The organism is Paracoccus sp. KR1-242, assembly GCF_049446195.1.
GTDB classification, from domain to species: domain Bacteria; phylum Pseudomonadota; class Alphaproteobacteria; order Rhodobacterales; family Rhodobacteraceae; genus Paracoccus; species Paracoccus broussonetiae.
In genome coordinates, this window is sequence record NZ_JBMSED010000001.1 from 622,408 (window position 1) to 646,164 (window position 23,757).

The 23,757-nt window shown below is 64.6% G+C and carries 26 protein-coding genes and 1 tRNA gene; 23 read left to right on the top strand and 4 right to left on the bottom strand.

What is annotated here, in order from left to right:
- Positions 1-16 precede the first annotated feature (16 nt).
- The 9 genes from rnpA to ACO2Q4_RS03100 all read left to right on the top strand — a co-directional run bounded on the left by rnpA (position 17) and on the right by ACO2Q4_RS03100 (position 7,682).
- Entirely contained in the window at positions 17-472 is a 456-nt protein-coding gene (gene rnpA, locus ACO2Q4_RS03060; protein ID WP_423317198.1) for a ribonuclease P protein component, read from the top strand.
- Positions 469-705, top strand: a complete 237-nt coding sequence (yidD, locus tag ACO2Q4_RS03065) for a membrane protein insertion efficiency factor YidD (RefSeq protein WP_311760102.1) — start codon at positions 469-471, stop codon at positions 703-705. Before rnpA ends, yidD begins: the two co-directional genes overlap by 4 nt.
- Before the next feature lie 59 nt (positions 706-764).
- On the top strand, positions 765-1,664 hold the full coding sequence (ttcA, locus tag ACO2Q4_RS03070; RefSeq protein WP_423317200.1) for a tRNA 2-thiocytidine(32) synthetase TtcA: 900 nt from the start codon (positions 765-767) through the stop codon (positions 1,662-1,664).
- A gap of 58 nt (positions 1,665-1,722) precedes the next feature.
- A complete protein-coding gene (locus ACO2Q4_RS03075) occupies positions 1,723-2,589 on the top strand; it encodes an EAL domain-containing protein (protein WP_423317202.1) in 867 nt (288 codons plus the stop codon).
- A 184-nt stretch (positions 2,590-2,773) separates the two neighbouring features.
- Positions 2,774-4,675 (top strand): membrane protein insertase YidC, encoded by a 1,902-nt coding sequence (gene yidC, locus ACO2Q4_RS03080; RefSeq protein ID WP_395135026.1) that lies wholly within the window; start codon positions 2,774-2,776, stop codon positions 4,673-4,675.
- Positions 4,672-5,436: an MOSC domain-containing protein gene (locus ACO2Q4_RS03085; RefSeq protein WP_423317204.1), complete on the top strand. Its 765-nt coding sequence runs from the start codon at positions 4,672-4,674 to the stop codon at positions 5,434-5,436. Before yidC ends, ACO2Q4_RS03085 begins: the two co-directional genes overlap by 4 nt.
- Positions 5,433-6,083 (top strand): ribosome biogenesis GTP-binding protein YihA/YsxC, encoded by a 651-nt coding sequence (yihA, locus tag ACO2Q4_RS03090; protein ID WP_311760097.1) that lies wholly within the window; start codon positions 5,433-5,435, stop codon positions 6,081-6,083. Before ACO2Q4_RS03085 ends, yihA begins: the two co-directional genes overlap by 4 nt.
- 92 nt (positions 6,084-6,175) lie before the next feature.
- Entirely contained in the window at positions 6,176-7,075 is a 900-nt protein-coding gene (gene argB / locus ACO2Q4_RS03095) for an acetylglutamate kinase (RefSeq protein WP_311760169.1), read from the top strand.
- A gap of 88 nt (positions 7,076-7,163) precedes the next feature.
- Positions 7,164-7,682, top strand: a complete 519-nt coding sequence (locus ACO2Q4_RS03100; RefSeq protein ID WP_311760096.1) for a SixA phosphatase family protein — start codon at positions 7,164-7,166, stop codon at positions 7,680-7,682.
- Between the two features lie 100 nt (positions 7,683-7,782).
- Here ACO2Q4_RS03100 and ACO2Q4_RS03105 read toward each other — a convergent pair.
- Together ACO2Q4_RS03105 and gltX are read right to left on the bottom strand one after the other, a co-directional pair.
- Positions 7,783-7,859 (bottom strand) — tRNA-Met (locus tag ACO2Q4_RS03105).
- A 237-nt stretch (positions 7,860-8,096) separates the two neighbouring features.
- Positions 8,097-9,422: a glutamate--tRNA ligase gene (gltX, locus tag ACO2Q4_RS03110; protein ID WP_423317207.1), complete on the bottom strand. Its 1,326-nt coding sequence runs from the start codon at positions 9,420-9,422 to the stop codon at positions 8,097-8,099.
- A gap of 77 nt (positions 9,423-9,499) precedes the next feature.
- Here gltX and ACO2Q4_RS03115 point away from each other — a divergent pair, with 77 nt between their 5' ends.
- From ACO2Q4_RS03115 to ACO2Q4_RS03140, 6 genes are all read left to right on the top strand, one after another.
- Positions 9,500-9,907, top strand: a complete 408-nt coding sequence (locus ACO2Q4_RS03115) for a metallopeptidase family protein (protein WP_311760094.1) — start codon at positions 9,500-9,502, stop codon at positions 9,905-9,907.
- Between the two features lie 94 nt (positions 9,908-10,001).
- Positions 10,002-10,433, top strand: coding sequence for a hypothetical protein (locus ACO2Q4_RS03120; RefSeq protein WP_395135029.1), 432 nt, complete (start codon positions 10,002-10,004; stop codon positions 10,431-10,433).
- Between the two features lie 35 nt (positions 10,434-10,468).
- The gene (locus ACO2Q4_RS03125) at positions 10,469-11,446 is read left to right on the top strand and encodes a copper chaperone PCu(A)C (protein WP_423317209.1); all 978 of its coding nucleotides are present in this window, start codon (positions 10,469-10,471) and stop codon (positions 11,444-11,446) included.
- Positions 11,433-12,047 (top strand): SCO family protein, encoded by a 615-nt coding sequence (locus tag ACO2Q4_RS03130; RefSeq protein ID WP_311760091.1) that lies wholly within the window; start codon positions 11,433-11,435, stop codon positions 12,045-12,047. The genes ACO2Q4_RS03125 and ACO2Q4_RS03130 overlap by 14 nt, the downstream gene beginning before the upstream one ends.
- A gap of 294 nt (positions 12,048-12,341) precedes the next feature.
- Positions 12,342-13,631 carry a PQQ-dependent sugar dehydrogenase gene (locus ACO2Q4_RS03135; RefSeq protein WP_423317211.1) on the top strand — a complete coding sequence of 430 codons (1,290 nt, stop codon included), beginning with the start codon at positions 12,342-12,344 and terminating at the stop codon, positions 13,629-13,631.
- Positions 13,632-13,741: 110 nt separating this feature from the next.
- Complete coding sequence (locus tag ACO2Q4_RS03140; protein WP_423317212.1) at positions 13,742-14,446, top strand: DNA alkylation repair protein; 705 nt, start codon at positions 13,742-13,744, stop codon at positions 14,444-14,446.
- On the opposite strand, the gene ACO2Q4_RS03145 is transcribed toward ACO2Q4_RS03140, so the two are convergent.
- Positions 14,434-14,967, bottom strand: coding sequence for a hypothetical protein (locus ACO2Q4_RS03145; protein ID WP_395135032.1), 534 nt, complete (start codon positions 14,965-14,967; stop codon positions 14,434-14,436). The genes ACO2Q4_RS03140 and ACO2Q4_RS03145 overlap by 13 nt on opposite strands.
- Positions 14,968-15,119: 152 nt before the next feature.
- On the opposite strand from ACO2Q4_RS03145, the gene moaA reads away from it, so the two are divergent.
- Positions 15,120-16,127, top strand: coding sequence for a GTP 3',8-cyclase MoaA (gene moaA, locus ACO2Q4_RS03150; protein WP_311760087.1), 1,008 nt, complete (start codon positions 15,120-15,122; stop codon positions 16,125-16,127).
- On the opposite strand, the gene ACO2Q4_RS03155 is transcribed toward moaA, so the two are convergent.
- Entirely contained in the window at positions 16,128-16,628 is a 501-nt protein-coding gene (locus tag ACO2Q4_RS03155; RefSeq protein WP_423317215.1) for a molybdopterin-dependent oxidoreductase, read from the bottom strand. It abuts the gene before it with no gap.
- 137 nt (positions 16,629-16,765) lie between these two features.
- Between ACO2Q4_RS03155 and uvrA the strand changes: the two genes are divergently transcribed.
- The 7 genes from uvrA (at position 16,766) to nuoE (ending at position 23,741) form a co-directional block, all read left to right on the top strand.
- Positions 16,766-19,630, top strand: coding sequence for an excinuclease ABC subunit UvrA (uvrA, locus tag ACO2Q4_RS03160; protein ID WP_423317217.1), 2,865 nt, complete (start codon positions 16,766-16,768; stop codon positions 19,628-19,630).
- Positions 19,627-20,001 (top strand): DUF4260 domain-containing protein, encoded by a 375-nt coding sequence (locus ACO2Q4_RS03165; protein WP_423317219.1) that lies wholly within the window; start codon positions 19,627-19,629, stop codon positions 19,999-20,001. Before uvrA ends, ACO2Q4_RS03165 begins: the two co-directional genes overlap by 4 nt.
- 195 nt (positions 20,002-20,196) lie before the next feature.
- Positions 20,197-20,562 (top strand): NADH-quinone oxidoreductase subunit A, encoded by a 366-nt coding sequence (locus ACO2Q4_RS03170; RefSeq protein ID WP_311760083.1) that lies wholly within the window; start codon positions 20,197-20,199, stop codon positions 20,560-20,562.
- Positions 20,553-21,086, top strand: a complete 534-nt coding sequence (locus ACO2Q4_RS03175) for a NuoB/complex I 20 kDa subunit family protein (protein ID WP_172645167.1) — start codon at positions 20,553-20,555, stop codon at positions 21,084-21,086. The genes ACO2Q4_RS03170 and ACO2Q4_RS03175 overlap by 10 nt, the downstream gene beginning before the upstream one ends.
- Before the next feature lie 3 nt (positions 21,087-21,089).
- Positions 21,090-21,707 carry an NADH-quinone oxidoreductase subunit C gene (locus ACO2Q4_RS03180; protein WP_311760082.1) on the top strand — a complete coding sequence of 206 codons (618 nt, stop codon included), beginning with the start codon at positions 21,090-21,092 and terminating at the stop codon, positions 21,705-21,707.
- A gap of 52 nt (positions 21,708-21,759) precedes the next feature.
- Positions 21,760-22,998 (top strand): NADH-quinone oxidoreductase subunit D, encoded by a 1,239-nt coding sequence (locus ACO2Q4_RS03185; protein ID WP_311760081.1) that lies wholly within the window; start codon positions 21,760-21,762, stop codon positions 22,996-22,998.
- On the top strand, positions 22,998-23,741 hold the full coding sequence (gene nuoE, locus ACO2Q4_RS03190; protein ID WP_311760080.1) for an NADH-quinone oxidoreductase subunit NuoE: 744 nt from the start codon (positions 22,998-23,000) through the stop codon (positions 23,739-23,741). The genes ACO2Q4_RS03185 and nuoE overlap by 1 nt, the downstream gene beginning before the upstream one ends.
- Positions 23,742-23,757: the final 16 nt, after the last annotated feature.

Here is a 23,757-nt window from a genome sequence, read left to right on the forward strand (position 1 = left end):
AGGCGTGAGCGAACGGATGGAGCGAGCAGCCGAAGACGCCGCCGCTGACCGGAACGCCCCGACGGGGCAACCGGACAGGGCGGCTTCCGGCATTTCCGGGGATGTGAAACCCCCGAAGCCGGAGATCCTGCGCAAGCGGGCGGATTTCCTGCGCGCCGCCTCGGCCCGCCGTCAGGGCGCGCCGGGCTTTCTGCTGCAGGCCCGCCAGCGCGGGGAGGGCGAACCGCAGGACGTGGTTCGCATCGGCTTCACCTGCTCGAAGAAGATTGGCAATGCCGTGTTCCGCAACCGGGCCAAGCGCCGGCTGCGGGCCTTGGCACATGAAATCCTGCCGGGGCGTGCGCGTCCGGGCTGGGATTATGTGCTGGTGGGGCGTCCGGGCGCCACGATCGAGCGCGACTTCGCCGACCTTCTGCGTGAACTGGAAGAGGCCCTGACGCGCGTCCATTTGCAGGGTCGGGACCGGAAATGACCCCCTTGGCCCGCATCGTTGCCTTGCCGGTCCGCGCCTATCGGCTGGTGGCCAGTCCGTGGGTCGGTCATGGCTGCCGTTTTCAGCCGACCTGCTCGGCCTATGCGCTTGAGGCGCTGGAACGGCACGGCGCGATCAGGGGCAGCTGGCTGACATTGCGCCGGATCGGACGCTGCCACCCATGGGGCGGGCAGGGCTATGACCCGGTGCCGGGCAGCGAAGCGCAGGACTGACGCCGGGCGTCACTCGTGATATGAACCGGCGCGACAGCGCCAAGATCAGGATCTGACCGATGCGGGACGAACTCGACGCCCAGGACGATACTCTGGAAGACATCCACCCGCTGTTCCGGGGCGCGCCTTCCTCGACCGAGTTTCGCAAGCTGAGGAAGCGTCTTGTGCGCGAAACCCGCGCCGCGATCGAAACCTATGACATGGTGCGTCCCGGCGACCGCTGGCTGGTCTGCCTGTCGGGTGGCAAGGACAGCTATACGCTGCTGGCGGTCCTGCATGAGCTGAAATGGCGCGGCCTGCTGCCCGTCGAGTTGCTGGCCTGCAATCTTGATCAGGGCCAGCCCGGCTTTCCGGCGACGGTGCTGCCCGAATTCCTGACTGACCGTCAGGTGGCACACCGTATCGAATACCAGGACACCTATTCCATCGTGAAGGAAAAGGTGCCCGAGGGGCGGACCTATTGCGCGCTGTGTTCCCGCCTGCGCCGCGGGAACCTGTATCGGATCGCGCGTGAAGAGGGCTGCCAGGCGATCGTCCTGGGCCATCACCGCGACGACATCCTGGAAACCTTCTTCATGAACCTGTTCCACGGCGGCAGGCTGGCGACGATGCCGCCGAAGCTGCTGAACGAAGAAGGTGACCTGAACGTGCTGCGTCCGCTGGCCTTCATCGCCGAGGCGGATTGCGAGCGGTTCTCGCGCGCGATGAACTATCCCGTCATTCCCTGCGACCTGTGCGGCAGCCAGGAGGGCCTGCAGCGGATGCAGGTCAAGAAGTTGCTGGACGAATGGGAAAGCCGCAGCCCCGGCCGGCGGCAGGTCATGTTCCGCGCGCTGATGAATGTGCGCCCTTCGCACCTGCCGGATCCAAAGCTGTTCGACTTCACCTCGCTGATCCCGGGTATGTCGGATTTTAAGGATAAATCCCCGACGGATATTCCCGTTCTGCGGGAACGTTAACCGAACGGGAAGTTCGCCCGGCCTAGGCTTTTCCCGTGATCGACGATTCGGGGGCGGCATGGGTTACGCGGCAAGGGCACTGGCGCAGCTTGGGGCGCTTTTCCGTCCTGGACGGCGCAAGGGGACGAGTGATCCCGCGAACCCGCCCCGGTTCGGGCCCGACCAGATCGATCTGCAGTTTGAGCCGCAGCTTTGCTGCGATACCGGCCGCGTGAGCGGGTTGCGGCTCCTGCCGCAGTTCCGGCAGGTGGACGGGCGTGTGCATGGGCTGGCAGAGGTCGCGCCGATCCTGACAGACGAAGCGCTTAGCGATTGCATCATGGCCGGGCTCAGGCTGGCGCTTGTCGCGCTGCGCCGGTGGGACCGGTTGGGTGTCGGGCCTGACGTGTTGACCCTGGCGCTGCCCGACCGCGCGCTTGCCGATGCCTTTCTGATGCAGGAACTCGTCTGGGAACTGGACCGCAAATGTGTCGAGCCCGCGCGGATCGAGGTCGAGTTTGCCGAAACCGGGGATGACCAGGCTGCACGGGGCCATGTGCTGGAAGGGGTGCGTATCCTGGCCCGTGCGGGATGCCGCATCGCGATAGGAGAGTTCGGGACGGGCAGTGCCGGTCCCTCGGTCCTGCGCAGCCTGCCCATCCACCGGGTTCGCATCGGGCGCTTGTTCGTTGCCGGATGTGACCGCGATGGTGCGCAGCAGCGCATGATCCTGGCCTTGCTGGCGCTGGCCGAACATCTGGGGCTGGACAGTCTGGCCGATGGCGTCGTCTCGGTCGAGGAGCGCTCGTTTCTGACCCAGATCGGGTTCGGGGCGGTGCAGGGGATGGGCGTCCTGCCGGTGATGGCGGCACCCGCGATTGACGACATCCTGCTGGGGCAGCGTGAGCGCGCGCCCTTGCCCGCGCACCTGTTGCGTATCGGCTGAAGCAGGAACGTCGCGTCCCGATCCCGTGAACCCGCCCCCTTGGTCAGCGCCCTGCACAAGACATAATCGCGCGGGACGTGGTGGAAAGCGGGGATTCGGCCAAATTCCCTTGACCTTTGGCGGTCGCTTCTGTTGAAGCGGCCCGAACCCGTTGGGGTCGTGGACGACGAAGGGCTGAACCGGAATGGAAGACAACAACCGCAATCTCATCCTGGCGATGGTGCTTTCGGCCCTCGTCATTCTCGTCTGGTCGGTCTTCTTCGCCCCCGAACCGCCACCACCGGCGCCTGAAACCGCGCAAACCCAGGTTGCCGAGGGTCAGGCCCCCGGCGCAGCGGCACCCGGCGCTGCCGGGCAGGTCGCGGGCAGCCCGGCGCTTGCCGGCGCGAATGGCGCCTCGACCGATCCCTCGGCCCAGGCTGCGCGCCTGCCGATCGAATCGCCCTCGCTGAAAGGGACGATCTCGCTGGCTGGCGGTCGCATCGACGACCTGGAGCTGACCGGCTATCACGAGACGCTGGACCCGAACTCGCCCTATGTCCGGCTGCTGTCGCCGACCACGGGCGCAAAGGCCCAGCCCGAGGGCACGCCGCTCGCGCCGGGCGGGGCCGTGGCTCCGGTCCAGCAGAAGCCCTATTACGCCGTCTATGGCTGGATGCCCGCCGCCGGGACCGATCCCGCGCTGGTGCCGGGCCCGGCCACTGTCTGGCAGATCGAATCGGGCGACACCCTGTCGCCGGGCAAGCCGGTCACGCTGCGCTGGGACAACGGCGCGGGCCAGATCTTCCGCCGCACCTATGCGCTGGACGACAAGTTCCTGTTCACCGTCACCCAGTCGCTGGAGAATACCGGCAGCGCCCCCTTTGCCGCTGCGCCCTATGGCATCTTGGCCCGTCATGGCCGCCCGGACACCCAGAACTATTATGTTCTGCACGAAGGCGCGGTCGGCATGACCGACGGCAAGCTGCTGGAAAAGAAATACAAGGACATGGCGAAGCTTGATTCTGCCGAGGGCGAAGGCCCGTCGCAGCGGATCGACGTCGCCGAGAACGGCTGGATCGGCTTTACCGACAAGTACTGGATGACGACGCTGGCGCCCGCGCCCGGCACGCCCTTTACCGCCGTCGTGAAATACGCCCCCGGCGTCGACATCTACCAGGCCGAGACGCGGATGGCGGTGCAGACCGTCGCCCCCGGCGCGACCGGCACCTCGTCGAGCTACCTGTTCGCTGGGGCGAAGGTCTGGGAAACCATCAAGGGCTACCAGGAGAACCCCGGCATCGACCGTTTCGTCGACTCGATCGACTGGGGCTGGTTCTATTTCCTGACCAAGCCGATCTTCCGCCTGCTGCACTGGCTGCACGGCTTCATCGGCAACATGGGCTGGTCGATCATCGGCTTGACCTTCATCCTGAAGCTGCTGGTCTTCCCGCTGGCGCGCAAATCCTACATCTCGATGGCGAAGATGAAGGAACTGCAGCCCCAGATGGAGGCGATCAAAGAGCGTACCGGCGACGACCGGATGAAGTACCAGAAAGAGGTCATGGAGCTTTACAAGCGCGAGAAGGTGAACCCCGCCGCGGGCTGCCTTCCGGTGCTGCTGCAGATCCCGATCTTCTTCTCGCTCTACAAGGTGATCTTCGTCACGATCGAACTGCGCCACTCGTCCTGGATCGGCTGGATCCATGACCTGTCCGCGCCCGATCCGACCAGCCTGTGGAACCTGTTCGGGCTGATGCCTTGGGCCACGCCCGGTGCCGGCAGCTTCCTGCACAGCTTCACCCTGCCGATCCTTGCGATCCTTCTGGGGATCTCGATGTGGATGCAGCAGAAGCTGAACCCGGCCCCCGCCGACCCGGCGCAGAAGATGATCTTCGCCTGGATGCCCTGGATCTTCATGTTCATGCTGGGCGGCTTCGCCTCGGGTCTGGTGCTGTACTGGATCACCAACAACACGATCACGATCGTGCAGCAGTACACGATCATGTCGATGCACGGCCACCGGCCCGACCTGTTCGGCAATATCAGGTCGAGTCTGCCGTCGCGGTCCAAGAAGGCCGGTGACAAGCCGAAAGGCGGCAAATGACAGGCCACATCGCCCGGATCCGTCGCTATCCGATCAAGTCGATCGGGGGCGAGGACCTGACCGGCGCGTCGCTTTCCGCGGCGCGGCGGCTGCCGGGGGACCGGGTCTGGGCGGTGCTGACCGAATCCGGGGAAAGGCACGCGGGCGAAGGCCCGCAGCCCGAACGCTGGCTGCCCAAATCCTGCTTCCTGCGCGGCGTGGCCTCGGCCACGCTGCAAGCCGTTTCGGGGGGCTGGGGGCAGGGTGCGCCCGAAGGACCGATCCGCCTGACCCATCCCGACCGGACCGAGCTTAGCTTCGATCCCGAATCCGAAGGCGCGCGGCTGATCGAGTGGTTGCGTCCGCTTTGGCCGGAGGACAAACCCGCGCCCACGCGGCTGGTGCGCGGCCCGACCGGTTGGACCGACGTGAACCAGCCCTGGCTGTCGATCCTGTCGCTGTCCAGCCTGCGCGATCTGGAATCCCGGATGGGCCAGCCGCTGGGGGTGGAACGCTGGCGGGCGAATCTGTGGGTCGACGGGTGGGAGCCCTTTGCCGAGCAGGACATGATCGGCCGTATCCTGACCATCGGCGATGTCGAGTTGCGCGTGACCGAAGCCATCGGCCGCTGCGCCGCGACCAGCGCCAATACCGAAACCGGCCATCCTGATTGCGACATGCCCGCGGCGCTTGCCGGGCAGTTCGGTCATCAGAATTTCGGCGTCTATGCCGAGGTGGTCACGGGCGGCCAGATCGCCCTCAACGACGAGATCCGCGCATGAAGGTTTCCTTTCCCGTCGCCCCCGAACCCGATCCCGAAGTGGCCGAGGCCGCGCGCAAGCTGTTTGCCGGGCCGGTCGACTTCCTCAAGGGCGTCGTCGCGATGGACGGGCTGCCGCCCGCCGATCGCCCCGAGGTCTGCTTTGCGGGCCGTTCGAACGTGGGCAAATCCAGCCTCATCAATGCGCTGACCGGCAGGAACGGGCTTGCCCGCGCCTCGAATACGCCGGGCCGCACGCAAGAGGTGAACTATTTCACCCTGGGCGAGAAATCCTATCTGGTCGACCTTCCGGGCTATGGCTTCGCCAAGGCCCCCGTCGCGGTCGTCGCCAAATGGCAGGCGCTTCTGAAGAAATATCTGTCGGGCCGTCCGACCCTGCGCCGCGCCTTTGCGCTGATCGACTCGCGCCACGGCGTCAAGGACGTCGATCACGAGATCATGAAGCTTCTGGACCGCGCGGCCGTGCCGTTCCAGGTCGTGTTGACCAAGGCCGACAAGATCGGTGCCCAGGCGATGGACGCGACCATCGCCCAGGTCGAGGAAGCGCTGCAGAAACACCCCGCCGCCTATCCCGAGTTGATCGTGACCAGTTCGGACAAGGGGCAGGGGATTGCCACGCTTCGCGCGATCATCGCCGGGCTTGACTAAGACGTGAGCGCCAGGCTCGGGTCTGGACCTTGGGGGGATGTGGTCCTAGGGTCCGGGACCGAGAACAGGGGCTCCTGATGAGAAAGCAAAACATGAACCGTGACTGGATCGCCACCGCACGCACCCTTTCGGAGGCGCTGCCCTATATGCAGCGCTATTCCGGCGCGGTCGTCGTGGTGAAATTCGGTGGCAATGCCATGGGCGATGACGAGGCCATGGCCGAATTCGCCCGCGACATCGTCCTGATGCGTCAGGTTGGCATCCATCCGGTCGTGGTCCATGGCGGCGGCCCGATGATCAACGAGCTTCTGGGCAAGCTGGGCATTGAAAGCCGCTTCGTCCGCGGCAAGCGCGTCACCACCCGCGAGACTGTCGAGGTGGTCGAGATGGTGCTGTCGGGCCTTGTGAACAAGCGCATCGTGCAGGCGATCAACGACGCCGGGGGCCGCGCCGTCGGCATCTCGGGCAAGGACGACGATCTGATGGTCTGCGAGGCGGACGATCCCGAACTGGGCTTCGTCGGTCGGCCGGTCGAAATGAACGTCCAGATCATCCGCGACCTCTACAATGCCGGGCTGATCCCCGTCATCGCCCCTGTGGCGACCGGGATGGAGGATAACGAGACCTTCAACGTCAACGGCGACACCGCTGCGGGCGCGATCGCCGGTGCCCTGAAGGCCGACCGGCTGCTGCTGTTGACCGACGTATCGGGCGTCAAGGACGCGTCTGGCGAGGTTCTGACCCAGATGCATCCCGATCAGGTCCGCGCGATGATCGCCGACGGCACCATCGCGGGCGGCATGATCCCCAAGACCGAGACGGCGCTGAAGGCGGTCGAAGAGGGCGTGCGCGCCGTGGTTATCCTGGACGGTCGCGTGCCCAATGCCTCGCTGCTGGAGCTTTTCACCGAGCATGGAGCGGGTTCGCTGATCCGCTCGACCGAGCCGCGGGTGAAGCCGCGCGGGTTGCGCCAGGGCGGCAGCGGACTGTAATTTCCGTATTCCCAAACGAGCGCTTGCCCGGCCGCCGAAAGCTGTGGCAGGCTCGCCTCACACAATCTCTGGCCGCAAAGGCATATGCATGACTCCGCTTGGATACTGCCGGTTGATCCTGACCCGTCATGCCAAGTCGTCTTGGGACGATCCGGCGCAGGATGACCATGACCGGCCATTGAATGATCGGGGCCGGCGGTCGGCACGCGCCCTGGGGGACTGGCTGGCAAGCCGCGGCTATGAGCCCGAGGAAGTCTTGTGTTCGACCTCGACGCGGACGCGCGAGACGTGGGAACGGGTGGCCGTGGCGCCGCTTGAGGTGCGGCCCAATCTGCGCTTCGAACACGGGCTTTATCACGCCTCTCCGGAAGAGATGCTGTCGATCCTGCGCTCGGCCCAGGCGTCGACGGTGATGATGCTGGGTCATAATCCCGGCATCGCCCAGTTCGCGGCCCAGCTTCCGGCACGTGCGCCGCTTGACCCCGACTTCCGCCGTTATCCGACTTCGGCGACGCTGGTGGTCGATTTTCAGGTCGACCACTGGTCGAAGGTCCAGCCGGGACAGGGCAGCGTCCTTGACTTCGTGCGGCTGGACGGCAGGGACTAGACCGCAGCGGGCACTCCGTCTTCCCAACATTGCAGCAGAAAAGCGAAACAGGCCGGTCCCGAAGGACCGGCCTGTTTCGCGTTTTCCCTGAAGGGGGAAATGGTAGCGGAGGAGGGATTTGAACCCCCGACACAAGGATTATGATTCCTCTGCTCTAACCAGCTGAGCTACTCCGCCACGGAGTGCGCGCTAACTACGGCGAGTGGCGGGAAGCGTCAAGGGCATTCGCGACACTTTTTTCGCCGCGGCGCAATTCCTTGTGGATAGTTGTCAAATGATCCGATCGCTTCATGGAGCGCGCGAAAAAGGACCCTTGTTCATAGGTCGATCAGGATGTGAGCAGCGGGGCTGTGGGCAAAGAAAAAGGGGCGAACCAGCGGCCCGCCCCCTTTCCTTGTAGTCATCATCCCGGCGTCAGGCGCGGGCGCGGACGACCTGCAGCAGCGGCATCACGTCCGACATGTCCGGGCCATGGGCCTGACCAGTCAGCGCCTTGCGCAGCGGCATGAACAGCCCCTTGCCCTTGCGGCCGGTCGCTTCCTTCACCGCGGTGGTGAACTCGCTCCAGGTCGTGTCGGAATAGGGCGGCGGCGGCAGCAGGGTCATCGCCTGCGCAATGAAATCGGCGTCCTCGGGATCGATCTGCGGTTCCGCACCCTTCGAGAAGATCTCCCACCAGCCGGCAAGATCGTCGAGCTTGGTGATGTTCTGCGACGCCACGCGCCAGAACCGTTCGGCCTGGTCGGCGGGAACGCCAAGCGCCGCGATGCGGTCCTTGACCTCGGCGAAGGGGCGGGACTGGTTCGCTTCGCGGGTCAGCGGCCACAGGTCTTCGGCGTCGAACTTGGTGGGCGAGGCCCCGAACTGCGACAGTTCGAACCCTTCGGCCAGCTCGTCCAGCGACATGCGCAGCTCAACCGGCTGCGAGGAACCCAGACGCGCCATCAGCGACAGCAGCGCCTCGGGCGCAACGCCGTTCTCGCGCAGATCCTTGATCGCCAGCACGCCAAGGCGCTTCGACAGTTCCTCGCCCTGTGCGCCCGTCAGCAGGCTGTGATGCGCAAAGGCCGGGGGCGTGCCCCCCAGCGACTTGATGATCTGGATCTGGGTCGCGGTATTGGTGACGTGGTCCGCGCCGCGCACGATATGGGTGACGCCCATGTCGGTGTCATCGACCGAACTGGCAAAGGTGTAAAGCACCTGGCCATCCGCGCGGATCAGCACCGGGTCCGAGACCGAGGCCGCATCGATCGAGATGTCGCCCAGGATGCCGTCCGGCCATTCGATGCGTTCCTGGTCCAGCAGGAAGCGCCAGTAACCGTCGCGGCCCTCGGCGCGCAGCTTCGCGATCTCGTCAGCGGAAAGGTTCAGCCCGGCGCGGTCATAGACCGGGGGCTTGCCCATGTTCAGCTGCTTCTTACGCTTCAGGTCCAGCTCGGTCGGGGTCTCGAAGACCTCGTAAAGGCGGTTTGCAGCGCGCAGGCCATCGGCGGCCTCGGCATATCGGTCCAGACGGTCGGACTGGCGTTCGATCCGGTCCCAGGTCAGGCCGAGCCATTCCAGATCGCGCTGGATGCCGTCTGCATATTCCTGTTTCGACCTTTCGCGGTCGGTATCGTCCAGCCGAAGGATGAAGGTCCCACCGCTTTTGCGCGCGATCAGATAGTTCATCAACGCGGTGCGGAGGTTGCCGACATGGATATGGCCGGTGGGGGAGGGAGCGAAGCGGGTGGTTGTCATCGGAGGTCTCCTGTCGGCTTCGCTCTTTCACAAACTGTGGTTTTTGTCCATATCGGGACCAAAGACGAGGTTAGCCGATGCTTGACTGGAAGAACGCCGAATCCCCCGACGCCACCGTGATCGAGGAGCTGGCTCGAGAGGCGATCGCGGGCCTGCCCCCGGAATTCGCCGGTCCCGCGGCCCAGGTCGTCCTGCGGATCCAGGATTTCGCATCCGAGGAGTTCCTGGACGAGCTGGAGATCGACGACCCGTTGGAATTGACGGGCCTCTATGACGGCGTGCCCATGACCGAAAAATCGGCCAGCGACCCGCAACATTTCCCGGACACGGTCTGGCTTTTCCGGCGTGCCATCCTGGATGAATGGGCCAGCCGCGGGAATGTGAGTCTGGGGGCGCTGGTCTCCCATATCGTCGTTCACGAATTCGCCCATCATTTCGGATGGTCGGACGCCGATATCGCCGCCATCGACCGCTGGTGGGAATAATCCCGCGCGCGGACCGGTTGGTGCGACAATCGTATACCTTTCCATGGCGGTGTTTTTCTGGCAGCAGGTGGCGATCCAAGGGGCAGGGACAGGGATGAGGAACGGCCGCACCCGCATAGCACGAACCAACGCGTGGCGCCTGCCGGTGCTGCGTGCGGTCGCGCTGGCGCTGCTGTGGCCCTTTGCCTGTTTCTCGCTGGTGCAGGCCGATACGATGCTGGCCAGCGACGCGAATGGCCGGATCACAATGATCCTGTGCGGCAGCGACCTGCCCGTCGACATGGCGGTCGCGCCGGATGGCACCGTCTTTCCAGTCTCGGAACTGGATCGCCATCGAGAACTTGCCCTGCATGGGGCCTGTGATTGGGCACCCCATGCGCAGGCGCTGCACGATTCCGCGCCCGCTGCCCTACCGGCGCCGGTGGCGCTGGTCCATCCGTTCGATCCCGGCAGGACACCGCGCGGCCCGGCCGTGTCGCTGGCCCCGCTGCCGCCGGTGGCAAGGGGGCCGCCCGCATCCGTCTGATGATCCCAAATCTCTTTCATCGAATGGATGCCCAAATGAAGACTCATATCCTTGCTGCTTTGGCTGGCGGCGCGCTGCTTTTGACCTCGGCCCCCGTTCTGGCCCATGCCGGGCTGGAAAAAACCGAGGCGCCTGCCGGCTCGACCTACAAGGCCGTCATCAAGATCGGTCACGGCTGCGACGGCAAGCCGACCAAGACCCTGCGCGTCAAGATCCCCGACGGGTTCTATGACGCGAAGCCGATGCCCAAGCCCGGCTGGCAACTGAAGACCGTGACCGGGGATTATGCCCGGCCCTTCGACAATCACGGCACCGAGATGCGCAAGGGCGTGCGCGAAATCGTCTGGTCGGGCGGCGAGTTGCCGGATGAATGGTATGACGAATTCGTGTTCCGCGGCACTGTCGGTCCGGAACTCGTTGCCGGCAGCACGATCTATTTCCCGACGATCCAGGAATGCGGCAGCGCGCGCGAGGCTTGGATCGACGTCACCGGATCGGACGAGGCCAAGAATCCGGCCCCGGCGCTGATGGTGACAGAGGCCAAAGGCGGCGGTCATGGCCATCACGCGGCGGCAGCGGAAACAGTCCCGGTCGCCGCGGGCCATGATGTGCAACTGGGCGATCTGTCCATCACCCAGCCCTATTCGCGGGCCACGGCCCCGAAGGCCCCCGTCGGGGGAGGTTACCTGACGGTGACGAATGCGGGTCAGTCCGACGATCGGCTGGTCTCGGCCACCTCTCCGTTGGCTGGCAAGGTCGAGATCCACGAGATGACGATGGATGGTGACGTGATGCGGATGCGCCCCCTGACGGATGGCCTGCCCTTGCCCGCAGGCGCCAGCGTCGAGATGAAGCCCGGTGGCACCCATCTGATGCTGATGGAGCTGAAGCAGCCCTTGGCCGAAGGCGACAGCGTGCCCGTGACGCTGACGTTCGAAAAGGCTGGCACGGTCGAGCTTCAGCTTCCGGTCGGCCCGATGAATGCCAAGGGGGATGGTCATGGCCAGCACTGATCCCCGCTCGCTGCGTCCGCTGCGCATCGTTCTTTGGGTGCTGGTCGCGGTCGCGGCGTTTGCCTTGGCATGGTTCCAGCTGATCTCTCCACGCCTGCAGGTCCTGTCCGAATCGGGCACCGACAACATGGGCCGGGGCGAGTATCAGCTGATTGCCAGCGACGGCTCGACGTTTACGCAGGACAGCCTGAAGGGGCAGCCCTCGGCAGTGTTCTTCGGCTTCACCCATTGCCCCGATGTCTGCCCGACCACGCTGGGCGAGGTCGCGGGCTGGCAGGAAGAGGTTGCGAAGAAGGGGCAGAGCCTGCGGGTCTTTTTCGTCACCGTCGATCCCGAACGCGACACGCCCGAAGTGATCAAGGACTACGTCTCGTGGGTGCCGGGCGTGATCGGCGTCAGCGGCTCGCCCGAAGAGGTCGGCAAGGCGATCAAGGCGTTCCGCGTCTATGCCCGCAAGGTTCCTGGCGAGAACGGTGATTACAGCATGGACCATTCGGCCATGACCCTGCTGTTCGACAAGGATGGCCGCTATTCCGGCTTGATCGGGTATCAGGAAGCGCCCGAGCGCGTGCAGGCAAACCTGGCGAAGCTGGTGGAATGAACTGGAAATGCCGATGCCGGGCCCGATGGTCCGGTATCGGCACATGCGCGATCCTGGCTTGACCTGGCTTGCGGCTGGGACGGGCGGGGATGCGGGGTGGAAAAGGCTGGCTGGCGTCGTCGCTGGCTCGCGTTCCTGGACCCGAGGTAGGGACGACGCCGCGGCATGTCAAGAAAGAACATGCAAATCAAATAGTTGATCAATTTGCTTGGATTTACCCCCGGGTGTTTTCCCCGGGGCCTTGACCCTTGGCCGTGCATGGCTAGCTTGGCGCAAACAAGCGGAGGGCCGGAGATGGATCTGATGGCAAAGGCGACGGCTGCGGTCGGCGCGATCATGGTGGCGCTGCGGCGCAAGGATTCTCCGCAGAAGCCGGCCTTCGGCGCCAGCCCCGCGATTCCGGTGGCGAAGCAGCAAGGCATCATGACGCTGAAAATGCCGACCGGGCGCGGTTGGGCGCCGGGCCAGACGCCAGTCGCGGCACCGGGGCTGAAGGTCAATGCCTTCGCCACGGAACTGAAACACCCGCGCTGGATCGAGGTTCTGCCGAATGGCGACGTGCTGGTTGCCGAGGCATTGCAGGCGGACCGCAAGCCGCGCTCGCTGATGGATCATGCGATGATCTCGACCATGCGCCGTGCGCGCGCGGTCGGTGTCAGCGCGAACCGCGTGACCCTGTGGCGCGACAAGGATGGCGACGGCGTGGCCGAGCATCGCGAGGTCTTTGTCGAGAACCAGAACCAGCCCTTTGGCATGGCGCTGGTGGGCGACACCTTTTATCTGGGCAATACCGACGGGATCGTTGCCTTTCCCTATGACCACGCCTCGGCGCGGTTGACGGGTGCGGGCAAGCGGCTGGTCGAGTTCAAGCCCGGCGGTCACTGGACCCGCAGCCTGATCGCGTCGAGCGATGGCAAGCGGATCTATGCGGGTGTCGGTTCGCAAAGCAATATCGGGGATGAGGGCATGGCGGCCGAAGAAGGCCGCGCCGCGATCTGGGAGCTGGACTTGGAAAGCGGCAAGGCCCGGATCTTTGCCGGAGGCCTGCGCAATCCCGTGGGTCTGGCATGGGAGCCGCAGACGGACGCGCTGTGGACGGTGGTGAACGAGCGCGACGGGCTGGGTGACGAAACGCCGCCCGACTACCTGACTTCGGTGCGCGACGGCGGGTTCTATGGCTGGCCCTATTGCTATTGGGGCAAGACGGTCGATGACCGGGTCGCGCAGGACCCGCGTCTGGTGGCCAGCGCGCTGCAACCGGATTACGCGCTGGGCGGGCACACTGCCTCGCTGGGGCTGTGCTGGATGCCTGCGGGCACGCTGCCCGGATTCCCAGACGGTATGGTGATCGGCCAGCACGGTTCGTGGAATCGTTCGATCCTCAGCGGCTACAAGCTGATCTTCGTGCCCTTCGCGGACGGCAAGCCCTGCGGCCCGTCGCGGGACATCCTGTCGGGATTCCTGTCCGAAGATGAAAAGGTCTCGTATGGCCGCCCGGTTGGGGTGGCGGTCGGGCCGGACGGCAAGTCGCTGCTGATGGCCGACGATGTCGGCGATGTGATCTGGCGGGTTACAGGCGCCTGATTTCTGCGCCTTGGGGAGCCTTCGGTCGGGCGCGACGTTGCGCCCGGCGTTGACATTTGCCGTCGCAGGGAATTTCAGGCAGGTTCCGACCGGGCACCAAGGAGGCAACGATGACGGAACTGCAGCAGATTGCCGAATTGCGCGCATTGGGCGATGAAACCAAGGCGGCCGAGATGGCGGCCTATCACAAGGCGCCGCGTGTCTATCTTGGCGTCGCGGTGCCGACAATCGACGAACTTGCGCGCACCTGGCGGGCCGATCTGGACGTGGCCGGGCGGGTCGCGCTGGCAAGCGCCCTGTGGGACAGCGACATTCACGAGGCGCGGGTTGCCGCATCCAAGCTGCTGGTGCAGGCCCGCATTCGCCCCGATGACGAGGTATGGCGGCTCATCGCCTCATGGGTGCCGCAATTCGATGCCTGGGCGATCGCGGATCACGCGATGAAGGCGGGTGAGCGGCGGCTGCTGGCCGATCCCGACCGCCTGGACGAGGTAGAAACGTGGCTGGATCACCCCGTCTTCTGGGTGCGCCGCGCGGCGCTGGTCGGCACCTTGCCCTGGACGCGCCTGCGCAACCCCAAGCCCGCCGATCTGGCGCGGCGCGAGCGCGTCCTTGGCTGGCTGGAGCGCCTGGCGGACGACCGCCAGCCGTTTATCCAGAAAGCCATCGGCTGGTGGCTGCGCGACTTGTCGAAGCACGATCCGCAGCGCGTCACCGAATGGCTGGATGCCCACGGCGCGCGCCTGAAGCCCTTTGCCCGGCGCGAGGCCGGGCGCTGGATCAAGAAGCGGGAAAACCCGGCTCAGCCTTCGTAAACCTCAATCTCGGGCAGGTCGGTCAGGCTGACGCCAAGCATCTGCAGCGCCGGAAGCGAGACCTGGCTTCCGCCGCTGGCCGGACCGCCCAGGGGGATCAACCGCACATTCGCCGATTTCCCATTGGCCGGGTTCACGATCCGGCCACCGGTTTCGGTCTTCACCAGCGGTGTCTTGATCCAGAAGCCCGATTCCGAAGGATCGCCCAGCGACGCGATGGTCACGCCCAGCTTGCGGCCCGCCGTTGCGGGGGCCGCGGCCCTGGCCTGTTCCGCGCCGGTGGTGGTGTCGAGCTGCGCGACGCTTTGCGCACCGCCCACGCCGATGCTTGAGACGCCCACCGTCTTGCCCGAACTGCGCGGCGCGGTCGCCCCGGCGATGGCCGCGGATTCGGTCGTGACACCGATATCATCCGCCGCAGTTCCGCCCGAACCGGGGCGCCGGGCGCTGTCCCCCTGGTTGCAAGCCGCAAGGGCCAGGGTCATCAGGATGCCGCAGAAGCGCAGGAACGGCTTGGTCATGGTCGATGGCCCCCGTCAATCGTCGTTGAAATCCCGAAAAAGGCTAGCCTTTCGACCGCCGCCCTGTCCACCGCAACCCATCAACTTGGTTGCAACACCGTTAACCGATCGGCCGGGTTGTGCCGATACGACCCCGTGCCTATCTTGTGGCCATGGACGCGCATACCCCCCTGATCGACCCCTTTGCCCGACCGATCACCTATCTTCGGGTCTCGGTCACGGACCGCTGCGATTTCCGCTGTACCTATTGCATGACCGAGCACATGCAGTTCCTGCCCAAGCGTGACCTTCTGACGCTGGAGGAACTGGATCGGCTGTGTTCAGCCTTTGTCGGACTGGGCGTGCGTAAGCTGCGCATCACGGGCGGCGAGCCTTTGGTCCGGCGCGGCGTCATGGAGTTCTTCCGCGCCATGTCCCGCCATCTGGGGCGGGGGCTGGATGAGCTGACACTGACCACCAATGGCAGCCAGCTTGCGCGTTTCGCCGATGAGCTTGCGGCCTGCGGTGTGCGGCGGGTCAATGTCTCGCTCGATACACTGGATGCCGAGCGTTTCGGCCGCATCACCCGGTGGGGGCGGCTTCAGCAGGTGATGGAGGGCATCGAGGCCGCGACGGCCGCCGGGCTGCGCGTCAAGATCAACACCGTCGCCCTGAAGGGTTTCAACGAGGATGAGCTTTTCCCCTTGCTGGACTGGTGCGCGCGGAACGACCATGACCTGACCTTCATCGAGGTCATGCCGATGGGCGACATGGAGGAAACCGACCGGTTGGGCCAATATTGGCCGCTTTCCGATTTGAGCCGGAAGCTGGAGGACAGATTCACCCTGACTCCGCTGGCCGAGCGCACCGGTGGTCCTGCGCGCTATGTCCGGATCGAGGAAACCGGGCAGAAAGTCGGCTTCATCACGCCGCTTACGCATAATTTCTGTGAAAGCTGCAACCGCGTCCGCGTCACCTGCACCGGCGAGCTGTTCATGTGCCTGGGGCAGGAGGATCGCGCCGACCTGCGCGCGCCGCTGCGCGCCAGCGAAGACGACGCCGCCCTTGTCGCGGCGATCCGCGACGCGATTACGCGCAAGCCCAAGGGGCATGATTTCGACTATTCGCGTCAACAGGTCGCGGGGCAGATGAGCCGCCACATGAGCCATACCGGCGGCTGATCAGCGCCAGTCCAGCGTGGTGATGTCCTTGATGTGACGCGCACCGCGCAGATCGCCCGGAACCACCATGCGCAAGCCGTCGGGAATCGGCGCGCCATTCATCTCATAGGCCAGCAGGATCGGGCGGTTGCCGAAATCGGGGGCAATCTCTCCGATCGAGAAGGCGACCTGATGACCGTCGCCCGCCGTCACCAGCAGGACATGGCGAAGCGCCGTCTTGTGGTCCTGATCCAGAATGCCCTCGGCTTGCAGCAGATCCCACAGCAATACGCCCTTGTAGACGCCCGCTTCGATTCCCTTCGAACTGCGATAGGCCGTCGTGGCCTCGGTCGGGGGCAGGGCGGCAAGCATGGTCGCGGTCAGGTTCACGACCTTGCCATCCGGCCCGTTCAACACGGCCTGTTCCGCCGCCCAGGCACTGCCCGCCCAAGGGACCCCCGCAAGGGTCAGGGCGAGCAGGCCGGGGAGGAACGCGCGGATTCGATGTGTCTGACGGTGCATAACGAAACGCTAGCAGAAGCCCACGGGCCGGGCAACAGGTTTGCGAAGAGCGAAAATGTTCCCGAGTTGTTCCGGTTTGGGTTGCCATTTCCCGTGTGATGCCTATCTCATTCGCTTGGCGGAATCAGGACGTGACGATGGAACAGAAGTTCATCGAGGTTCGCGGCGCGCGCGAACACAATCTGAAGAACGTGGACATGGACATCCCGCGCGACAAGCTGGTGGTGATCACCGGTCTGTCGGGCAGCGGCAAGTCCAGCCTGGCATTCGACACGATCTATGCCGAAGGGCAAAGGCGCTATGTCGAAAGCCTGTCTGCCTATGCGCGCCAGTTCCTGGACATGATGGGCAAGCCGGACGTGGACCATATCAGCGGTCTTTCCCCGGCGATCTCCATCGAGCAGAAGACGACGTCCAAGAACCCGCGCTCGACCGTGGGCACGGTGACAGAGATCTATGACTATCTGCGGCTTCTGTTTGCGCGCGCGGGCACCCCTTATTCACCCGCGACCGGCCTGCCGATCGAGGCGCAGCAGGTGCAGGACATGGTCGACCGCGTCATGGAAATGGCCGATGGCACGCGCGCCTATCTGCTGGCCCCGATCGTTCGCGACCGCAAGGGCGAGTACAAGAAGGAATTCCTTGAGCTGCGCAAGCAGGGCTTCCAGCGCGTCAAGGTGAATGGCGAGTTCCATGAACTGGACGAGCCGCCGACCCTCGACAAGAAATTCCGCCACAATATCGACGTCGTCGTTGACCGGATCGTCGTGCGCGAGGGGATGGAGACTCGGCTGGCCGACAGTTTCCGCACTGCGCTTGATCTGGCCGATGGGATTGCGTTGCTGGAAACCGCACCCTCGGAGGGGGAGGGCGAGCCCGAGCGCATCACCTTCAGCGAGAATTTTGCCTGTCCGGTTTCGGGTTTCACCATCCCCGAGATCGAGCCGCGGCTGTTTTCCTTCAACGCGCCCTTCGGGGCTTGCCCCGCTTGCGATGGGCTGGGGGTCGAACTGTTCTTCGACGAACGGTTGATCGTGCCGGATCAGGCGCTTTCCGTCGCGCAGGGTGCACTTGCTCCCTGGGCCAAGTCGAAATCGGCATATCTGACGCAGACCATCAATGCGCTGGCCAAGCATTACGGGTTTGACCGCAAGACTCCGTGGAAGGATCTGTCCGAGAATGTGCAGCAGATGTTCCTGCGCGGCTCGGGCGACGACGAGATTCCCTTCCGTTTCGACGACGCGGGGCGCGTCTATGAGGTCACCCGCCAGTTCGAGGGGATCATCCCGAACATGGAGCGACGCCTGCGCGAAAGTGATTCGTCCTGGGTGCGCGAGGAGTTCGAGAAGTATCAGAACAACCGCCCCTGCGGCGTCTGCGAAGGGTTTCGCCTGAAACCCGAGGCGTTGGCGGTGAAGATCGCGGGCGCCCATATCGGTAATGTCACCCAGCTTTCCATCCGCGAAGCGCTGGCCTGGGTCGAGAGTGCGCCGAACCACCTGACGAAGCAGAAGAATGAAATCGCCCACGCCATTCTCAAGGAAATCCGCGAGCGGCTGGGTTTCCTGGTGAATGTGGGGCTGGATTACCTGACCTTGTCGCGGGCTGCGGGCACGCTGTCGGGCGGGGAAAGCCAGCGTATCCGGCTGGCAAGCCAGATCGGCAGCGGGCTGACCGGCGTGCTTTATGTGCTGGACGAACCCTCGATCGGGCTGCACCAGCGCGATAACGACCGCCTTCTGGCCACGCTGAAGGGGCTGCGCGACCAAGGCAACTCGGTTCTGGTGGTCGAGCACGACGAGGATGCGATCCGCCATGCAGATTACGTCTTCGACATGGGGCCGGGCGCGGGCGTGCATGGTGGCGCGGTGGTCGCCAAGGGAACGCCGGCCGAAATCGCTTCGAACGCGGACAGTCTGACGGGGCAATACCTGTCCGGCATGCGCGAAATCCATGTCCCGGACGAGCGTCGCAAGGGCAAGGGCAAGTCGATCAAGGTGGTCGGCGCGACCGGCAACAACCTGAAGAACGTCACCGCCGAATTCCCGCTGGGCAAGTTCGTCTGCGTCACCGGCGTCTCAGGTGGCGGCAAGTCGACCCTGACGATCGAGACGCTGTTCAAGACCGCCAGCCTGCGCCTGAACGGCGCGCGCCAGACACCCGCCCCCTGCGAGACGATCAAGGGGCTGGAGTTGCTGGACAAGGTGATCGACATCGACCAGCGCCCGATCGGACGGACGCCGCGGTCGAATCCCGCGACCTATACCGGCGCCTATACACATATTCGCGATTGGTATGCGGGGCTGCCGGAATCAAAGGCGCGCGGATACAAGCCGGGGCGGTTCAGCTTCAACGTCAAGGGCGGGCGCTGCGAGGCCTGTCAGGGCGACGGCGTCATCAAGATCGAGATGCACTTCCTGCCCGATGTCTACGTCACCTGCGAAACCTGCAAGGGCAAGCGCTACAACCGCGAGACGCTGGAGGTCCATTTCAAGGGCAAGTCCATTGCCGACGTGCTGGACATGACGGTCGAGGATGCGCAGGAATTCTTCCGCGCCGTGCCCTCGATCCGCGAAAAGATGGATGCGCTGGTCGAGGTGGGTCTGGGCTATGTCAAGGTCGGCCAGCAGGCGACCACCCTGTCCGGGGGCGAAGCGCAGCGGGTGAAGCTCAGCAAGGAACTGTCGCGCCGCGCCACGGGCAAGACGCTTTACATCCTGGACGAGCCGACCACCGGCCTGCATTTCGAAGACGTGCGCAAGTTGCTGGAGGTCCTGCATTCGCTGGTCGACCAGGGCAACACGGTCGTGGTGATCGAACATAACCTGGATGTGATCAAGACCGCCGACTGGATCATCGACATCGGTCCCGAGGGGGGTGACGGCGGCGGGCGCATCGTCGCGACCGGCACTCCCGAGCAGGTGGCCGAGATCCCCGAAAGCCATACAGGCCTGTATCTTGGCCCCATGCTGGAAGCCGCGCGTCGCCGGGCGGCCGAGTGAGCGTGCGCGTCTGGCAGCGGGCCGAAGGGGCGGGAATCGCGCTGGGCGGGGTGCTGGCGGCGGGATTCGCCTCTCCGGGTTGGCCGTGGTGGGCGTGGCTTGTCGCTTTTCTTGCGCCGGACCTGTCGATCGCGGGTTCTCTCGCGGGGAACCGGATCGGGGCGGTGGTCTATAACGCGGCGCATCTTTACGCCTTGCCCTTTCTGCTGATGATGCTGGGCGTGGCCGCAGGATCGACTGCACTGATTTCGGCCGGGGGGCTTTGGCTTGCCCATATCGGTGCAGATCGCGCCCTGGGTTATGGCCTGAAACTGCCAAGCGGCTTTCGCGACACCCATCTGGGTCGGATCCAGGGAACCGGTTCCGACTGAAAAACTTGGTTTCTGTCCCGTTTTGCGGCGCAGGCCCGCGGCTTGGCTGTGGTGCGCGGCAGGGCGGATCGCTACAATGTCGAACGTGGCGCCCTCACCGTTGACCCTGCCCGCGGGCGGGGCTAAAGGGGCGTCAGCCAAACCCATCGCGGGGCGCCAACCGGGTTCCTGCGAGTGAAAGGGAGCCCAACTCCAGTGGAATACCTGCTGCAAGAATATCTGCCGATCCTGGTCTTTCTGGGAATGGCCTCGGCTCTGGCGATCGTGCTGATTCTGGCCGCCGCCATCGTAGCCGTCCGTAACCCGGACCCGGAGAAGGTCAGCGCATATGAATGCGGGTTCAACGCCTTCGACGATGCGCGGATGAAATTCGACATCCGGTTCTACCTGGTCTCGATCCTGTTCATCATCTTCGACCTGGAAGTCGCGTTCCTGTTCCCCTGGGCCGTCAGCTTTGCCGGCCTGACCGAAGTCGCGTTCTGGTCGATGATGGTTTTCCTGGCGGTCCTGACGGTTGGCTTTGCCTATGAATGGAAGAAAGGGGCGCTGGAATGGGCGTGATGACCGGTGCCAACACGGCCGGTGCGGATCGTGAATTCGCCACTGCGGAACTGAACCGTGAACTGCAGGACAAGGGCTTCCTGCTGACCACGACCGAGGACATCATCAACTGGGCGCGCAACGGCTCGCTGCACTGGATGACCTTCGGCCTGGCCTGCTGCGCGGTCGAGATGATGCAGACCTCGATGCCGCGTTATGACCTTGAACGCTTCGGGACAGCGCCGCGCGCCTCTCCGCGCCAGTCGGACCTGATGATCGTCGCGGGTACGCTGACGAACAAGATGGCCCCGGCGCTGCGCAAGGTCTATGACCAGATGCCCGAGCCGCGCTATGTCATCTCGATGGGCAGCTGCGCCAATGGCGGCGGCTATTACCATTATTCCTATTCCGTGGTTCGTGGCTGCGACCGCATCGTACCGGTCGATATCTACGTTCCGGGCTGCCCGCCCACCGCCGAGGCGCTGCTTTACGGCATCCTGCAACTTCAGCGCCGCATCCGGCGCACCGGCACGTTGGTGAGGTAAGCCATGGTCGATATTTCTGCCTTGGCCGAATTGGCCGAGCATATCTCTTTGCGCCGTTCGAACGACGTCATCTCGACCGAGATCGCGTTCGAGGAACTGACGGTCACGGCAACTCCTTCGGGGATCGTCGGGCTGATCGAGTTCCTGCGCAATGACGCGAATTGCCGTTTCTCGACGCTGATCGACATCACCGCGGTCGACAACCCGTCGCGCCCGGCGCGCTTCGACGTGGTCTATCACCTGCTGTCGATGTATCAGAACCAGCGCATTCGCGTGAAGATCCAGACCCGCGAGGACGAGATCGTCTCCAGCCTGTGCGGGGTCTTCCCCGGCGCGAACTGGTACGAGCGCGAGATTTTCGACATGTTCGGCATCCTGTTCTCGGGCCACCCGGACCTGCGGCGCATCATCACCGACTATGGCTTCCGCGGCCATCCGCTGCGCAAGGACTTCCCGACCACGGGATATGTCGAAGTGCGCTGGAACGACGATGAGAAGCGCGTGGTCTATGAGCCCGTGAATCTTGTTCAGGAATATCGCCAGTTCGACTTCCTGTCCCCGTGGGAAGGCGCGAAATACGTGCTTCCGGGTGACGAGAAGGCGCCCGAGGCGAAGAAGTGACCGCAGCGGCGCAGCATTCCTGCGCGCCACGCATCGCATGTAAGGGATGACCATGGACGGCGACATCCACAAGAACAGCTATGACGACGGATCCGTGGACGCCCTGACCGGCGAACAAAGCATCCGCAACTTCAACATCAACTTCGGTCCCCAGCACCCGGCGGCGCACGGTGTGCTGCGCATGGTGCTGGAACTGGACGGCGAGATCGTCGAACGCGCCGATCCGCATATCGGCCTGCTGCATCGCGGCACCGAGAAGCTGATGGAAAGCCGCACCTATCTGCAGAACCTGCCCTATCTGGACCGCCTCGATTACGTGGCCCCGATGAACCAGGAACATGCATGGTGCCTGGCGATCGAGCGTCTGACCGGCACGGTCATTCCGCGCCGCGCCAGCCTGATCCGGGTGCTTTTCTCGGAAATCGGCCGGATCCTGAACCACCTGATGGGCCTGACCACTGGTGCGCTGGACATTGGCGCGCTGACCCCGCCGCTTTGGGGCTTCGAGGCCCGCGAAGAACTGATGATCTTCTATGAGCGGGCCAGCGGTGCACGCCTGCACGCAGCCTACTTCCGTCCGGGCGGCGTCCATCAGGATCTGTCCCCGGATCTGCTGGACGACATCGAGGAATGGTGCGAACGCTTCCCGCGTCTGGTCGACGACCTTGATACGCTGCTGACCGAGAACCGGATCTTCAAACAGCGCCTGGTCGATATCGGCATCGTGACCGAGGAAGACTGCCTGCAATGGGGCTATACCGGCGTGATGGTGCGCGGTTCGGGCCTGGCCTGGGACTTGCGCCGCAGCCAGCCTTACGAGTGCTACGACGAGTTCGACTTCCAGATTCCGGTCGGCAAGGCCGGCGACTGCTATGACCGCTTCCTGTGCCGCATGGCTGAGATGCGGGAATCGACCAAGATCATGAAGCAGGCCATCCAGAAGCTGCGCGCGGAACCCGCGGGCGACGTGCTGGCGCGCGGCAAACTGACGCCGCCGAAGCGCACGGACATGAAGCGCGACATGGAAAGCCTGATCCACCACTTCAAGCTTTACACCGAGGGCTTCAAGGTTCCGGCGGGCGAGGTCTATGCCGCGGTCGAGGCGCCCAAGGGCGAATTCGGCGTCTACATGGTCTCGGACGGCACCAACAAACCGTGGCGTGCCAAGCTGCGGGCACCGGGTTTTGCCCATCTCCAGTCGATCGACTGGATGTCGCACGGTCACATGCTGGCCGACGTTCCGGCGATCATCGCCACTCTTGATATCGTTTTCGGAGAGGTTGACCGCTGATGCTGCGCCGTCTTTCCCCCATTCAGCCGGACTCGTTCGAGTTCACGCCTGCAAACCTTGAATGGGCCCGCGCCCAGATGACCAAGTTCCCGGAAGGCCGCCAGCAATCGGCGATCATCCCGATCCTGTGGCGTGCGCAGGAACAGGAAGGCTGGCTGTCGCGGCCGGCGATCGAATATTGCGCGAACCTGCTGGGCATCGCCTATATCCGCGCGCTGGAAGTCGCGACCTTCTACTTCATGTTCCAGCTGTATCCGGTCGGGACCGTCGCCCATATCCAGATCTGCGGCACCACGACCTGCATGATCTGCGGGGCCGAGGATCTGATCCGCGTCTGCAAGGAAAAGATCGCACCGTCCGCACACACGCTGTCGGCCGATGGCCGCTTCAGCTGGGAAGAGGTCGAGTGTCTTGGTGCCTGCACTAACGCGCCGATGGCCCAGATCGGCAAGGATTTCTATGAGGACCTGACGGTCGAGAAACTGTCGGCGCTGATCGACAGCTTCTCTGCTGGCGAGGTTCCCCAGCCCGGTCCGCAGAACGGCCGCTTCTCGGTCGAGCCGCTGGGTGGTCCGACCACGCTGAAGGGCGAGTCGGGCGAGGCCCATAACGCCAGCGTCGCGCTGGCGGTCAAGCTGGGCGACACGATCAAGCGTATCGACGGCACCGAGGTCGAGCTGACCACGCCCTGGCTGGGCAAGGGGGACAAGACCGGTGCGGCAAAGGATGGTATGAACGGCTGACAAAGCCGGCAGGAAG